Source organism: Sphingobacterium daejeonense (genome assembly GCF_901472535.1).
In the GTDB taxonomy this organism is placed as follows: domain Bacteria; phylum Bacteroidota; class Bacteroidia; order Sphingobacteriales; family Sphingobacteriaceae; genus Sphingobacterium; species Sphingobacterium daejeonense.
Genome location: NZ_LR590470.1, coordinates 4046467 through 4062012 on the forward strand (window position 1 = coordinate 4046467; position 15546 = coordinate 4062012).

17 protein-coding genes are annotated in these 15546 nt (G+C 37.0%); 11 read left to right on the forward strand and 6 right to left on the reverse strand.

The window, feature by feature from the left end; all coding sequences use genetic code 11:
- Positions 1–2: 2 nt before the first annotated feature.
- The gene (locus FGL31_RS19360; protein ID WP_138093820.1) at positions 3–1613 is read right to left on the reverse strand and encodes a S41 family peptidase; all 1611 of its coding nucleotides are present in this window, start codon (positions 1611–1613) and stop codon (positions 3–5) included.
- 138 nt (positions 1614–1751) lie between these two features.
- Between FGL31_RS19360 and FGL31_RS19365 the strand changes: the two genes are divergently transcribed.
- From FGL31_RS19365 to FGL31_RS19375, 3 genes are all read left to right on the forward strand, one after another.
- A complete protein-coding gene (locus FGL31_RS19365) occupies positions 1752–2318 on the forward strand; it encodes a hypothetical protein (RefSeq protein ID WP_099370545.1) in 567 nt (188 codons plus the stop codon).
- Positions 2319–2514: 196 nt separating this feature from the next.
- Positions 2515–3912, forward strand: coding sequence for a class II fumarate hydratase (gene fumC / locus FGL31_RS19370; RefSeq protein WP_138093822.1), 1398 nt, complete (start codon positions 2515–2517; stop codon positions 3910–3912).
- A 4-nt stretch (positions 3913–3916) separates the two neighbouring features.
- Positions 3917–4450: a fumarate hydratase gene (locus tag FGL31_RS19375; RefSeq protein ID WP_232046987.1), complete on the forward strand. Its 534-nt coding sequence runs from the start codon at positions 3917–3919 to the stop codon at positions 4448–4450.
- Positions 4451–4597: 147 nt separating this feature from the next.
- On the opposite strand, the gene FGL31_RS19380 is transcribed toward FGL31_RS19375, so the two are convergent.
- The 4 genes from FGL31_RS19380 to FGL31_RS26780 form a co-directional block, all read right to left on the reverse strand.
- Positions 4598–5677 (reverse strand): toxic anion resistance protein, encoded by a 1080-nt coding sequence (locus tag FGL31_RS19380; protein WP_138093826.1) that lies wholly within the window; start codon positions 5675–5677, stop codon positions 4598–4600.
- Between the two features lie 15 nt (positions 5678–5692).
- Positions 5693–6493, reverse strand: coding sequence for a hypothetical protein (locus FGL31_RS19385; protein ID WP_138093828.1), 801 nt, complete (start codon positions 6491–6493; stop codon positions 5693–5695).
- Between the two features lie 98 nt (positions 6494–6591).
- Positions 6592–7749 carry a hypothetical protein gene (locus FGL31_RS19390; RefSeq protein ID WP_232046988.1) on the reverse strand — a complete coding sequence of 386 codons (1158 nt, stop codon included), beginning with the start codon at positions 7747–7749 and terminating at the stop codon, positions 6592–6594.
- A 43-nt stretch (positions 7750–7792) separates the two neighbouring features.
- A complete protein-coding gene (locus FGL31_RS26780; RefSeq protein ID WP_232046989.1) occupies positions 7793–8110 on the reverse strand; it encodes a hypothetical protein in 318 nt (105 codons plus the stop codon).
- A gap of 131 nt (positions 8111–8241) precedes the next feature.
- On the opposite strand from FGL31_RS26780, the gene yiaA reads away from it, so the two are divergent.
- From yiaA to FGL31_RS19410, 4 genes are all read left to right on the forward strand, one after another.
- A complete protein-coding gene (gene yiaA / locus FGL31_RS19395) occupies positions 8242–8709 on the forward strand; it encodes an inner membrane protein YiaA (RefSeq protein ID WP_138093830.1) in 468 nt (155 codons plus the stop codon).
- A 167-nt stretch (positions 8710–8876) separates the two neighbouring features.
- Positions 8877–9758, forward strand: a complete 882-nt coding sequence (locus tag FGL31_RS19400; protein WP_138093832.1) for a DUF2157 domain-containing protein — start codon at positions 8877–8879, stop codon at positions 9756–9758.
- Positions 9748–10818 (forward strand): DUF4401 domain-containing protein, encoded by a 1071-nt coding sequence (locus tag FGL31_RS19405; protein WP_138093834.1) that lies wholly within the window; start codon positions 9748–9750, stop codon positions 10816–10818. Before FGL31_RS19400 ends, FGL31_RS19405 begins: the two co-directional genes overlap by 11 nt.
- Positions 10805–11308: a GDYXXLXY domain-containing protein gene (locus FGL31_RS19410; protein WP_138093836.1), complete on the forward strand. Its 504-nt coding sequence runs from the start codon at positions 10805–10807 to the stop codon at positions 11306–11308. Before FGL31_RS19405 ends, FGL31_RS19410 begins: the two co-directional genes overlap by 14 nt.
- A 296-nt stretch (positions 11309–11604) precedes the next feature.
- Here the strand turns inward: FGL31_RS19410 and FGL31_RS19415 are convergent, their stop codons facing one another.
- A complete protein-coding gene (locus tag FGL31_RS19415) occupies positions 11605–11979 on the reverse strand; it encodes a DUF3127 domain-containing protein (RefSeq protein WP_099370555.1) in 375 nt (124 codons plus the stop codon).
- A gap of 65 nt (positions 11980–12044) precedes the next feature.
- Here FGL31_RS19415 and FGL31_RS19420 point away from each other — a divergent pair, with 65 nt between their 5' ends.
- From FGL31_RS19420 to FGL31_RS19435, 4 genes are all read left to right on the forward strand, one after another.
- Positions 12045–13208 (forward strand): THUMP domain-containing class I SAM-dependent RNA methyltransferase, encoded by a 1164-nt coding sequence (locus FGL31_RS19420; protein WP_138093838.1) that lies wholly within the window; start codon positions 12045–12047, stop codon positions 13206–13208.
- Positions 13189–13857, forward strand: a complete 669-nt coding sequence (locus tag FGL31_RS19425; RefSeq protein ID WP_138093840.1) for an HD domain-containing protein — start codon at positions 13189–13191, stop codon at positions 13855–13857. The genes FGL31_RS19420 and FGL31_RS19425 overlap by 20 nt, the downstream gene beginning before the upstream one ends.
- A 62-nt stretch (positions 13858–13919) precedes the next feature.
- A complete protein-coding gene (locus FGL31_RS19430) occupies positions 13920–14768 on the forward strand; it encodes a phosphodiester glycosidase family protein (RefSeq protein ID WP_138093842.1) in 849 nt (282 codons plus the stop codon).
- 15 nt (positions 14769–14783) lie between these two features.
- Positions 14784–15545 (forward strand): glycerophosphodiester phosphodiesterase family protein, encoded by a 762-nt coding sequence (locus tag FGL31_RS19435; protein WP_138093844.1) that lies wholly within the window; start codon positions 14784–14786, stop codon positions 15543–15545.
- Position 15546 lies beyond the last annotated feature (1 nt).

Here is a 15546-nt window from a genome sequence, read left to right on the forward strand (position 1 = left end):
TATTAGGAATTATTGTTGACGACTCCAAGCTGGGCCAATGCAGATTCTATGAAGGCGTCATATCTATTTTTCACTTTGAAATAAGCCTCTCTTCCGAAATAATACCTTCCCAAAAGCGCTTCAATATCACTTTGTATGAGGTCGTGCAAATCTCTTTGTTTCCCAGCGGATATATTCCAACCTCGATCGGTCAAGAATTTAATAAAGCTATTGTATTCTGTTCTTGGGAGGTTATATCCCTGGAGAAAGTTCTCGATTGAATAAGCTGGTAATTTTTTGGTGAATCGGCTGTATACAAATTGTTCTATCAGACTGGACTGTACAAGGTCTTTATACAAAAGACTCACCTCATTAGAATCCACTGGTATTATTATATCTGGCACAATACCACCACCGCTATACAATTTTTTTCCGAGTTTGGTTTGGTAAGCCTGTGCATGAGCATAGGTTGTATCAAGAGACCATAAACCACTGTACATGGATACATAGTCATTCATAATAGACCAATTTGGGCTATACTTACGTTGGATGCTACGTCCTAGAGGGGTGTAATATCTAGCTATACTGAGGTTAATTGTAGAGCCGTCTGAGAAGTCGAACAGTTCTTGCACAGTTGCCTTACCGTAAGTCCTTCTACCTATAATTGTACCTCTATCCCAATCTTGTACAGCGCCGGATACGACTTCACTGGCTGAGGCGGTTCTTTCATTGACTAATACCACCAATCGTCCGTGGTCATAGCTACCTTTTCCTTCGGAAAGATAATCCTGTCTGGCTTCATGAGCTCCTTCGGTATATACCATGAGTCGCTGATCAGGAAAGAATTCGCTGGCCATCTTAATGGCAATGTGAAAATATCCACCACCATTGTCCCTAAGGTCCAATATTAGACTTTTCGCACCTTGTTTTTTAAGGTCAATAATTGCATTTTTAAATTCTTCAGCAGTTTTCAGGGAAAATCTTCTTATTCTTATAAACCCTATGGTTGGTTTAATAAGATAGGCTACGTCAAGAGAGCTGACATTTATCTGATCACGAACAGCTTTTAATGGCGTTGGCATTATTGCAGAATCACGTTCTATTATCATCTGCACTGTTGACCCTCTTTTTCCACGCATTAATTTTTCTACTTCTTCTTTAGACACTGAATGGCCAGCAATGTCTCTTTTTCCGATCTTAAGGATTCTATCTCCTACTTTAAATCCACCTTTATCTGCGGGCCCGTTTGTAATAACGCCTACTACCAATAAGGTATCGTTTAGGTTGAAGTATTCCATTCCAATTCCTTCAAATGTACCTTCCAAGACCTCTGTTTGGGTTTGGGATTCATTTGGGGTCAAGAAGGTTGAATATGGGTCAAGATGGGATATAATATGGTTTATTGCTCCATTCTGAACTGAGTCCATATTAATGCTATCTACATATCGATTTGAAATAAGATCGACTACCTGTTGTATTTTATAGGAGTTATCTGATAATCCAATAGGCACAAGAGATCCTCCGGTATTGAATCCTTGTTGGTCAGAGTAATTCTGTCCGAGGATCAATCCCAATAGAAGAGTAGCAGCATATGTTGCTGCGACAAAGATATTTCGTTTTCTACCTTTTTGCATTTACGGTCTGGTCCGCAAAATTAATGACTTAACAATTTGTTTAAAAGAAAATTATAACAATTATTTTATAACAATTAACAGTCCAAAAAGTAGGTTAACAGGTAATAATTCCGCAATTTTCAATAATTTTACAGATAGATGCATGAATTAGAACCATATTACAACTGGCGCGACTATTATATAGCAGCAGAAGATGAGCGAAGTCCATTTTATGGGACTATTTATAGTGAGTTTGAATACGATAAGAAAATCTACAATTATCTACTTCATCCGCAATGGGATTACTTTGGCTCCCAGACTTTATACCTTAAGATTATCTATGCAGATTATGATAAAGGATATTGCATTATAGAGTTTATTGGGGAATGGAACGATGCCATTTATAATGATATTATGGTACTTAAGCGTGAGCTTATTGACTTATTGATCGATGAAGGAATTACGAAATTCATTCTTATTGGAGAGAATATCTTGAATTTTCATGCTTCTGATGATTCCTATTATGAGGAATGGTTCAATGATATTGAAGATGGATGGATTGCGGGGATCAATTTCCGCGACCATGTGGTGAAGGAGTTTCAAGATAATCACATTGATTATTTTATCAACTTTGGGGAATACCTGAATAATTTTCCATGGCGAACATTAAAGCCCAAACAGGTTTATCACCATATTGAGGAACATATTCAGAAAAGGCTTTCCTGACCTAAAATAAAGAATAATAGCGTCAGTCGCTATTTTTTTTCATTTTGGACAGGAACTACAAGAGTTCCATGTTTTAATTTTCCTTTTCTTTTGGCAAAAATCATTATAAATCTGCTGTATTTTGAATATAGGTTATTAAAAGATTTGCTTATGAAAATCAACAGTCCTAAATTTGCCTATCACAAAATTTGTAATTATGTCATTCAGAATAGAAAAAGATACGATGGGTGAGGTTCAGGTTCCAGCTGACAAGTACTGGGGTGCCCAAACTGAACGTTCAAGAAACAACTTTAAGATTGGTCCATCGGGTTCGATGCCACATGAGATTGTTGAGGGTTTTGCATATTTAAAGAAAGCTGCTGCTTATGCTAACTGCGAGTTAGGAGTTTTATCTGTTGAGAAGCGAGATGCTATCGCTGCTGTGTGCGATGAAATCTTAGCTGGCAAATTAGACGATCAATTTCCATTGGTTATTTGGCAGACAGGATCTGGGACACAATCGAACATGAATGTAAATGAAGTTGTTGCGAACCGTGCTCAAGTATTGGCTGGCGGAAAGATTGGTGAAGGGGAGCCTGTTCTGAAGGCAAATGATGACGTTAATAAATCACAATCTTCGAATGATACCTTCCCAACAGGAATGCACATTGCTGCTTATAAGGCTGTTGTTGAAGTTACGATCCCTGGTGTTGAGAAACTTCGTGATACGTTAAAGAAAAAATCTGACGAGTTCATGAATGTTGTAAAGATTGGCCGTACACACTTGATGGATGCTACTCCACTTACATTGGGTCAAGAACTTTCGGGTTATGTTGCTCAACTGAATTATGGTATCAAGGCTGTCAAAAACACATTAGCTCACCTTTCAGAATTAGCATTAGGGGGTACAGCTGTTGGTACAGGATTGAATACACCAAAAGGGTATGATGTTTTAGTTGCGAAATATATTGCTGAATTTACAGGTTTGCCATTTGTAACTGCGGAGAACAAATTTGAGGCTTTGGCTTCTCATGATGCTATCGTAGAGACGCATGGTGCCTTGAAACAATTAGCAGTTGCATTGAATAAGATTGCGAATGACATTCGTATGTTAGCCTCAGGTCCACGTTCAGGTATTGGGGAAATTTTGATTCCTGAGAATGAGCCAGGTTCTTCCATTATGCCGGGTAAAGTAAACCCAACTCAATGTGAGGCATTGACTATGGTTGCTGCTCAAGTAATGGGTAATGATGTAGCCATCACTATTGGCGGGACTCAAGGTCATTATGAGCTCAATGTTTTCAAACCCGTTATGGCAGCTAACTTTTTACAATCAGCAAGATTGATCGGTGATGCCTGTGTTTCGTTTGAGGAGCATTGTGCGGTTGGTATTGAGCCAAATTACGAACGTATCAAACAGCTTGTTGACAACTCATTGATGTTGGTTACAGCATTGAACACCAAAATTGGTTATTATAAAGCTGCTGAGATTGCTCAAACAGCACATAAGAACAATTCAACATTAAAAGAAACAGCTATCCAATTAGGCTATGTTACAGCCGAGGAGTTTGACGAATGGGTTAAGCCTGAAGAAATGGTAGGTAGCTTAAAATAATATAGTGAACAAAAGAAATACTACATATTCTCAATTAAGAGCATACCTATCTATTTTGGTAGGTATGCTTTTTCTTTTTGCAAGTTGTCAACGACATTCAGATATGCAGGGAGAGGGAGCGGATTACCTTCAAGGTATTTGGGTACAAGACAGTATTCCGGGTCAGGATGAAATGCTGAATTATACATTATATCAGCTGAAGTTCACTTGTGATTCGGTATATGCCGAGATGCGCGTGCATAATAAAGTACAGAGTATCCCTGACAGCTGTTATAATGGTGGTGAGTGGAAGGAATACGCCAAAGGTGTTTATTCCATCCGAGTTGACAGCATGATTGTTGATGGTGTTTATACAAAAGAAAACGGCAAACAAAAGATTTCAGGTTGTCATAAACAAGGGGTCTTTGGCCCAAGGCTTTTGATCAAATCTACTAGTAAGGATAGTTTAGTACTGGAGAACAAGTTTGACAGCAGGCCAATTGTATTGCGGAAGATTGCTGATATTACTTGTGTTCCTAAGAAGAGATGGGAATTGTAGGTGGTCGGTGGAGACACCGACCACGGCAACGATCAATTAAGTGGTCGGTGGGGACACCGACCACGGCTTGGTTGGACACCGACCATACCGTTGAAAAATATAAAAGCCGAGAAAAACCTCGGCTTTTATATTTATGTTGAAGATCAATTAATTGATCAATCTGGTATCATCTGATGATTTCAGGATATGGTTTTTGAGTTCTGTTTCAGCCTGTAATAGTTCACCTTCGGCAACTTTACGTTTTTCACGACCTTCACGTTGAATTCTCAGCACTTCTTCTATGGTTGTAATGATATCGGTATTTGCTTTTTTGATGGTATCCATATCGATTATTCCACGTTCGGTTTCTTTAGCAACATTGATGGTTGCATCTTTTAGCATTTCAGAGTTTCTCTTCAGCAATTCATTGGTTGCATCAGTGATTGCTCTTTGTGCTTCCAATGCGCTTTGAGCGTGAGCGATTCCTAAAGTCAATACCATTTGATTTTTCCATAAAGGGAGGGTATTAACTATACTGGACTGGATTTTTTCCATCAGCGAGCTACTGTTGCTTTGTATCATCCTGATTTGAGGCGCTGTTTGCAGAACCACCATTCTAGTTAGCTTCAAATCATGGACTTTGCGTTCAAAACGCACGACATGCTGTTCCATGTCTTTATACTCTTGTACTTTGTGCTGATCTCCAGTAGCTTCTGCTTCTGCCTTCAATGCTGGCAAAGTAGTATTCAACACTTCTTGCAGTTTTTCCTCTCCTGCTTGAATATGCAGAGATAGGTCTTTGAAATACTGTTGGTTTTGAACAAAAAGTTTATCAAAGATATTGACATCCTTAGCCAAGTTTTTATAATGGCCTTCGAGTTTCAATTCAATCGAGTGAATATTTTTTTCTACGGATGCATATTCAGTTCTCATTCTTCCGATTTTCTTTTTGATATTATCAAAGAAAGGGATTAATGGTTTTTTATTAACCTTATCATCAAATTCACGGATTTCAGATCTGAGGTTTACCAAAATGTCTTCAGCTCCGCCCAGATCTTTAGTTCTGACCTGTTTCAAAATTTCATTGGAGAAATTGCTCACATTACTTTGCGCCCCTACCCCAAACTGTATGATATCCGTTGTGGATGTCAGATTAATTTTGTCTTTATATTGTTTAATAAGTTGTTTTTCCTCGTCAGTAAAATTAACTTTTACCTCTGAGGGCTTATTCTGGTTTTTGATCATCATCTAGATGTGTCAAATCTAAGTTTGCCATATTATTCTTTTAAAAGGTTTTCTACTTTTGAGTGTTTGGATATACACATCTGTTTCGGCAGATACATCCAACATTCCCATTTTAAATTGATTTGTTACTTCCTGTTCCACTGCTACCGCAGCTTGTCTAATGACCTCTTCAAGTTTTCTTTTAGATTCAAAAGTGACTGTATTATTTAATTTTGCATTTTCTAATTCATCATATTGCATCAATACGTTCACAATTGTCGAGTGTCTTACCAAAAATTTCTCAGCTTCTCTTTTGTCTTTTTTCTCGAGCAATTGAAATAGTCGGAGAATATTATCGATATCCTTATGAATTTTTGTGTTGTCAATTTCTTTTCTCCAGTGGAGTAATCTTTCCACAAAAAACTGGGGTGTGTCTATTGTTGGAGCCGACAATTCGATTCTTTTCATTGAATCTGCAGATGCTATCCAATGTAGATCGCGGACTTCCGCGAGTTCCAATCTCTTCAGGTAAGGTTTTGCTTGATTCAACAATAAAGCATTACCTACAATATAAGACAGTACAGATCCACCTAATGTCAACAACATTGCTTGGCTCAATGCCCCAAAGAACATAACAAAAGAAAACAGGAGTCCTAACTCGACTGCCAAAAGCAGCCAAGCCGTTATCATCCAAGTTCTAACTTTCGCTTTCTTTGCCTGCGACATCATCACCAAAGGGTGCACATGTATCGGCAAAGGCAGGAATAGCAGGATGGAAAAAAATGTCCACATCAGTTGCCTTATCTCCCAAGGTCTACTTTTTTTCGTTGCCCAACCCATTCTCTAAATTTAATTATTTTTATAAAAATACACCAATTCTTATTCCAATGTAAACATTCCCTGTCACTATTAGGTGATTGGCACAAAAAGTCCTGTCATTACGTCATTTTTGTCGGTGAAACTTCCACTAAACCTTGGATTAATCTTATTGTTATTTTGTACGGGATTGTTTTTTCCCACCTTGACACTAACCAGGCTATAAAACTGATATTGAAAATATCTCTATTTTCTTCAATCTCTAACATCTTATAAACAGTTGATTGAAAGGTTTGTTGATAGATAATATCAGGCTTTGCTAGAAATTTTTCCACTAACGCGACGAAGTTCAACACCCTTTGTTCATTTACCTGATTTAAATATTTCTTGTATCTTCTTTTAAAGCTCTTTATTCTGGATACTGAGAGTTCCACATTTCCAAATTGGATTTGCATCAATATTTCCATTAAATTCTTTCGGATAGACCATAGCATTCCGAGTTTTTTTTCATACCAAGCATCTATATGGGTTAGCTTAGCCATTATATTCAATGATTCGTCATCATTGAGTTGAGTAAGGAACATTGCTTTTGTAAGCATGAGATCTTCGATATCAGATTGAGAACCATGTTTTGGTAAATCTGCCAGCGCATCTTCGACATATCCTAATCCTTTTTCAGGACTGCCTATATAAAAATAATTGAGTGCAAATAGCAGCTGTTGCCTAGCATAAAGAACTGATTTATATTGTTGTTTATTATCAAATAGAGCTTCCATTTGCCCTAAATAATCTAAGCTTTCAGCAAAGGCTTTATTTCTGAGGGAGAAATTCGCTAAGTAATATAAAACATGGAGTTTGTAAAAAATTTGCGAGTCGGGTTTTTCTTTTTGACTTTCGATGAATTGATGACTTTTGATCAAGAATTTTTGGATCAGGCTGTAATTTTGGTTTATAGCTGCATATTCGTTGGCGATAAATAGAATTTGATATAACGATTTATAATTCATGAAATCAATTCTATTGATTTGGTACTGCTTGATTGTTGTTTCTATTAATTCTGAAAGATTTACCACCTTTCCTTTGAGGTGTATTTCATTCAATTCCTTTCTTAAGTAAGCATAGGCCAACCTTAGTTTTGCTTCTCTCTGCATATGATCTTGATTGATTCGGAACATACTAGTCAGTTTTTCGAGGTCTATGTTGGGGTCCAAATGTGAAAACTGCAGTTTTAACAATAATATTTCATTCACTAGACTGAATTGTTCTTGATTAATAGCCATTCTTTCGGCTTTGTCCAAAGATTTAAAACCAATTTTTGACAGGTTATTTTCTAAAAGGAATCTCGCTACAAACAATATTTCTGAGGATATCATAAATTTCATCATTACTGTTTTCAAATGTTCTTTGTGAAAGAAAAAGTAGCAAGCTATCCTGCAGTCTTTTTCTTAGCGCATGGTATGCATCTTTATTTTTAAAATTTTTATAGATTTTATCTAATGATTTTATATCATCAGTTTCTATCAAATTGAACAATTTGATATTCTTAACATCATTTCTTTTATTTTTTCGATTTAAGTAGGTTTTAAAATCTATTTTATCTTGTTTATCAAGGACATTTACTAATTCTTGCAATGTATCCATAATGAGATATATAAGCATTAAAAATACATAATATTATATTTTATATCGTCAGTTTATTGATAAAATTGAATTTTTATAACGATTAAACTCTATGATATTTGGTTCAGTATTAATCATTAAAACAAAAAAATATGGAACCGCTAAATACAAAAAACGAGGAGATGTTTACTCCACAAAAACAGACCGAAGAACATAATGGGTCATTTAAGCCGACCGCAGCATTTGTTGGTGCTTCATGGGTTGCGCTTCTTACAGGGATTGTTAGCTATTGCATTGGATTATGGAATGCGACAATGGAATTGAATGAAAAAGGCTATTACTTTGTTATCCTACTTTTCGGGCTTTTTGCTGTTATTTCAGTTCAAAAGAGTGTTCGAGATAAAGCTGAGGGTTTACCTGTTACAGAATTATATTATGGCATAAGCTGGTTTGCAACTTTAGCATCGATCATCTTGTTGATAATTGGCCTTTGGAATGCAGATTTATTATTGAGTGAGAAAGGGTTTTACGGTATTTCTTTTATTCTGAGTATTTTTTCTGCGATTGCCGTTCAGAAAAACACTCGTGACGCTAAATTATTTAAGGAAGAAAACATATAACTTAGCGGTTACCCTTCAGTGTCCAAATTGGCCTGCAGGGATTTTTCGACGGCGCTATTTTTCCAATACTCATATTCAACAAACCTTAACATGAGAGATCTTGAACGAAATGACCTTGAGCTTTTATCCCAGCATAGTGATATCAGCAGGTTGAATTACAGAAAACATTGGAGGAGGATATTTATCCTGATCAGGATTCATGGGCCACTTTTATCAGAATCACCTTGATCACTTTAGGAGTTGGTTTTATGGCTGCTGGAATCATATTCTTCTTTGCATACAACTGGGATGATTTGGGCAAATTTGCGAAACTTGGCATAGTCCAAGGATTAGTAGTTTTAGTTACGATCCTAGCATTAGTATTAAAAATAGATACTATTTACAGAAATATTATTCTGACCGGTTCAGCTATTCTTGTCGGAGTTATGTTCGCAGTCTTTGGTCAGATTTACCAAACTGGGGCAAATGCATTTGATTTCTTTTTAGCCTGGACGGTCTTTATTACCATATGGGTTTTAATTTCTAATTTTCCACCCCTTTGGTTATTGTACTTATTCTTGGGCAACCTTACCATTTACTTATACTGGGATCAAGTTGCCAAGCATTGGGATTTTATTTATTTAACTGCGGGTCTTTTTGTACTAAATGCGAGTGTTGTTCTTCTAAGCACTTGGATAAATGATCAGAAAAAAGGAAATATTCCGCTTTACTTCATCAATATTATATCGATTGGAGCAGTGATTTGGGGAACTTACTGCAACTTATATTGGATTCTAGATGGGAAGGCTTCTTTTGCTCCCTTTATCATATTCGCTACAATTTTATTTTATGGTTTAGGGTTATGGCATGGAATAAGAAACAGGAGTATTTTCTATATGGGTTTACTTCCATTCAGTATCGTTATAATTTTATCTGGTGTTATTCTGAAGGTGATGGAATCGAATGATGAGACTGGAATTTTCCTGGTCGGCCTTTTTATAGTATCATCTGTTAGTCTTATTATCTGGAATTTAATAAAAGTACAAAGGAGGGTGAAACATGGAAATTAAGACTGAAATTCAAAATATTTTAAATGTCGTTGAGGCGAAAATAGGTCGAGGTCTGAATGTGGACCATTCAAAAATGGAAATAGGATTAGATCATAACCGTAACAATCAAGCATTGACTATTAAAGTATTGTCAATTTTAGGTGGCATTTTGGCAACTCTTGCTTTTGTTGTATTTCTTTATGTAGCCAGGTTTGACAAATCTCAAACTGCTTTATATTGCTTTTCGGCTTTGTTTTTTATTCTATCACTATGGATGAATAAAAGATATGACAAAGTTCTCTTGGACACCATTTCAGTGTGTCTGTATTTATTAGGGTATGTATTATTTGGAATGGCTACTGATATTTCTAGGGTTGAACCTTTTGTATGCCATCTTTTATTCAGTCTGTTTGCTATAGCCACTTTGATAATTAGCAGGAGCTACATTCTTACTTTTATATCTGTATTGATTTTTACTGGTTCTTTAATAGCTGTAATTTTTGATTTCCATCATCCTGACCTTCTTCATGTGCTGCTTAGCATTACAGCATTAATGACGGTCAACTTTGCGCTAAATGAGGCAAAATTCTTAAAGATTAATTTTACTTCAGGAAAGCGATATCAAGCGATTCGGACTGGTCTTACTTTTTCGTATTTGATATGCCTTTATTTTGTTGGAAGAAGTTTGTCTGACGAAAATTGGGCATATAACTATATCAGTTCAGCAATTTTAATCTCCATATTGATGTGGCTGATCAATTGCTTATTAAATCGGTTCCATTGTGAAGAAATGGGGAAGAAGATATTTATTTTCATCGTTGTTTTGGTCTGTTTGGGGTTTACCGCCATTTCTCCAGCGATATCTGGATCTTTACTGTTGTTGCTGTTAAGTTTCAAAGTTAACTATAGGACAGGAGTTGCTTTGGGCATTATGGGTTTTATCTATTTCATAGGGATGTTTTATTATGATTTGAATATAACCTTACTTCAAAAATCGTTAATCATGTTTGGTTCAGGGGTATTCTTTATCCTTCTTTATTTTCTGATTTTCAAAAAATCGAATTCACATGAAAAAGCTTAATATTATTATAATCGTTTTAAACCTGATCGGTTTATTGGTTTATTTCAACTACAGCATCCGTCAGAAGGAACATATTCTTGACAATGGCCGATTGGTTTTATTGAAGTTAGCACCTGTTGATCCTCGATCATTAATGCAGGGTGATTATATGCGTCTATCATATGGCATTGGTGAGAACCTGTTTTTGGATAGTTTACCTAAAAGAGGTTATGTTGTATTAAAATTGGATGAGAACCAAGTTGGTCACGATGTTCGATTTCAACAAGGCAGAACTCCACTGAATGCTGGTGAAGTTTTGGTAGAATTTACAAGGCCAAATTCATGGAGCATCAATATTGGTGCTGAGTCTTATTTTTTCCAAGAAGGTACCGGTGAAAGATATGAAAAGGCGGAGTATGGCGGGTTAAAGGTTGATGAAAAAGGGAATAGTTTATTGGTGGGATTGTATGATGGGGATGGGGTTAGAATAGATGTGAGATATGAGATGTGAGATATGAGAAAAAGATATAGTTTGCTAATGGTGTCATAGAAGCAGTTTCCCCATCTTGTGATGCGGAATGACATGGATGTTGAAGGGAGATTCGAAAGAGATAGTTGGTGGGGACACCAACCATGGCGGGGTGATGGTCAAGAATTTGTATTCATAGCCCAAGTCTGGCCATTGCCCTGACCAACGCGCAAGACTTGAGCTAGCTCAGCTGAAGATGGTTGGTGGGGACAGCAAGTATGGCGGGGGCAAAAAATAAAAGTCTCGCTTTTGGCGAGACTTTTATTTTTTGCTGTTATTTAGAATGGCAAATCGTCATCATCTGATGAGTTTGCTGATATATCTACTGGCGGCATATCTGCGTATCCTGGAGCTTGAGCTGCTTGCGCATTATTAGCAACTTTTGTTACTCTCCATGCTACTAGGGAGTTAAAATAGGTTGTTACACCTTCTTTGTTTGTCCAAGGACGACCACGTAAGTTGAAAGAAACTTCAACTTCATCCCCTACAGACAGATTATCAAATATATTAACACGGTCTTGTGTTGACTCGAAACGAATATACTCTACAAATTGTGGGTTTTCAGCATAGGCAACGATCAAATCTCTCTTTTTGAAAGACTCAGTTACTTGTTGCGTCGCCCCTATTTCATGTACTTTTCCTCTTATTTCCATAACTTATCTATTAAACCGTAAAATTAAACATTTTTTGCTAAGAGAATAAGTAACTTTGCACAAATATGGCAGAAGTTTTCAACAAACAGGGTAAGGTTATCGTGACTTGCAATCGCAGGCTGTCACCTTATTTAGAACAAGAGATCCGAGAATTAGGATTTGATATCAAGCGAGCATTCAATACCGGTGTAGAGCTACAAGCGTCTGTAAATGAGTGCATCAAATTAAATTTAAACTTAAGAGTTGCGAGTCAGGTTTTATATGAATTAAAATCATTTAAGGCCAAGAATGCAGATGAGTTATATAAGCAGTTGGTGAGCATTGCCTGGGAGGATTTAATTCCAATTGATGGTTATTTTTCGGTAACATCTAATGTTCACAACGAAACGATTACGACTCCTTTATTTGCGAATGTTAAGGTCAAGGATGCTATTGTTGACCGTATCAAGGACAAGAAGGGTGTTCGTCCGAATTCAGGTCCGGACTTGAACAGGGCAGTTATTCATTTACATTGGATTGAAGAGCGTGCTGAGATTTTTTTGGACACCTCTGGTGAGACATTAGCGAAGCATGGTTATCGGAAACATCCTGGGAAAGCACCTATGTTGGAGGCTTTGGCTTCCGCTACGATTATGGCTACCCAATGGGACGGCAAGAGTCCATTTGTGAATCCGATGTGCGGTTCGGGTACTTTGGCGATTGAAGCTGCATTAATGGCACAGAACCGCAAGCCAGGATTGCAAAGGATGAATTATTCTTTTATGCACTTCATAGGCTATAATGAAGAAGTATTTTTTGAGGAGCGCAGGATTTTGAAGGATATTACTGACAAGACCAACTTACCGCATATCATTGCATCTGATATTTCATCGGAGGCTGTTGAGATAGCGATTTTAAACGCACGTACTGCAGGTGTTGAGCACTTGATTGAGTTTGAGACTTGTGATTTTGCAGAAACTACCGTTCCTGAGGGTGCTGGTGTTATTATGTTCAATCCTGAATATGGGGAGCGATTAGGGACGCACAGCAAACTGGAGCTTACATATGCCCGGATTGGGGATTTCATGAAGAAGAAATGTCAAGGCTACCGCGGATATATTTTTACTGGGAATCCAGATTTAGCGAAGAAAATCGGGCTGAAGGCCTCTAGAAGATTTGAGTTTTTCAATGGAAAACTTGATTGTAGACTTTTACAATACGAATTGTACGATGGCTCAAAAGACAAGTAGCCAAGAATATCACATTCAGCTCACTGCCACTTTCATTGAAGAAAAGTTAAAAGGAGCAGAATCAGGTCATGATTGGTGGCATATTCTTAGGGTATGGAACAATACGAAGTTAATATTGAAGGAGGAAGATGCAGATGCTTATGTTTGCGAACTTACTGCATTATTGCATGATATTGCTGATAGCAAGTTTCATGGCGGCGACGAAAGTATTGGTCCAAAGGTAGCAGGAGAATTTTTAGCATCTATTGATGTAGATGCAGATACAATTGAGCATGTTCAAAACATTATCTTGAACATGTCTTTCAAAGCATCTTTGGGAGAGGTTCACTTTCATTCGAAAGAATTAGAGGTAGTTCAGGATGCGGACCGCTTGGATGCAATTGGCGCTATTGGTATTGCCAGAGCATTTAATTATGGTGGTTTCAAGAATAGGGAAATCCATAATCCAGAGATTCCTTTTATAGAGAATCAAAGTAAAGAAGCCTATAAAAGCACTACTGCACCAACAATCAACCATTTCTACGAGAAGCTTTTGTTGTTGAAGGATAAAATGAATACTCCGACTGCAAGAAAAGTTGCTGCTGGGAGGCACGCACACATGGAATTGTTTCTGCAACAATTTTATGGTGAATGGGATGGCGACCGATAAATTAATGATATCTTAATATTAATTGGGTAAATTCGGGACATGTTCAACAATACATGTCCTGAATGAAAGTCCATTATCTACTTAAACTAAGTACATTTTTACTTTTTTATATTCCAACATTAGTCTTTTCACAAGACCAAGATTCCTTGCAAATAGTCCAAGCCCAATGGAACAAAAAGGAAATCAAAAAAGGTGTTATTTGGAATCAGGGACATTTTTCGAATCTTTTTAATTCTGTTCAAGAGATTAATTGGGTTGAGATTGACCTTAGAAAACACCACAAGCACATTCATATAGCTGGAGATTCTACTATATTAAAAACCACCTCGAAATTTGCGGAAGAAAACATGGCTTTAGTTGCCATAAATGCTTCTTTCTTTGATATGAAGAATGGTGGTTCAGTGGACTATTTAAAGGTAGATGGTAAAATTATCAATACTGGCAAGCAGGAGAACAGCAATGTTCGTGCGAATGCTGTTTTCAGTATATCAGACAAAAAGATTAGGATTGAACAACCGAACAAGATAACTGTTCAGGAATCAGATGCCGGTTCTGTTATGGTTGCTGGCCCTTTACTGATTGATGAAAACGAGTATGTTTTACTGCCAAAAAATGCTTTCAATGACAATCGCCATCCACGTACGGCTATTGCTATCACTGGTAACAACAAATTGATATTTATGGTTGTCGATGGCCGTAGTAACCAAGCAAACGGCATGAACTTGCATGAATTGAGTAAAGTTTTCAAGTGGCTTGGTGCCAAGAATGCGATGAACCTTGATGGTGGCGGCAGTAGCACGCTTTATATTCGAAATGCTACAGACAATGGAGTTGTAAATTACCCCTCTGACAACAAGAAATTTGACCATGAAGGCCAACGTTCTGTTGCAAATATTATATATTTAAAATAACAAGATTCGAATACGATGAAAAAACAATTATTATTAGTTGCGCTGACTATGGTTTTCCATGTAGGATTATTTGCTCAAACATCAATTATCGCTCACCGCGGTGCTTGGAAGAATACGAAGGTACCTCAGAACTCAATTGCTTCTTTGGATGCTGCGATTTCACAAGGAGCTTGGGGCAGTGAGTTTGATGTTCATTTAACGAAGGATGACGTTCTTGTTGTCAACCATGACCATGATTTTCATGGCTTGGAAGTCGAAGAGTTAACTTATAAAGAATTATTGGCAAAGAAGCATGACAATGGAGAATCTATCCCTACTGTTGAGGAATATTTAAAAGCTGGATTAAAACAAAAAGGCACAAAGTTGATTTATGAGCTTAAGACGAGTAAGGTGAGCAAGGAACGTACGATGAAGAATGTTGAGTTATCCTTGGCTATTGTTAAAAAGCTAAAAGCAGAGAAGATGGTTGAGTTTATTGCCTTTGATTGGGATGCATGTTTAAAATTCAGGGAGCTTGACAAGAAGATTAAGGTTCATTATTTGAATGGCGACAAATCACCAGCGGAGGTAAAAGCTGCAAATCTGACTGGGGTAGATTATCATTTTTCGATTTTCAAGAAGAACCCAAATTTAATTCAAGAGTTTAAGGATTTGAAATTAAAGACCAACGTTTGGACTGTCAATAAGGAAGAGGACATGAAGTTCTTTATCGACCAGAAGATTGATTTTATTACCACAGATGAGCCAGAATTGTTGAAAACAATTTTAAATAAATAAA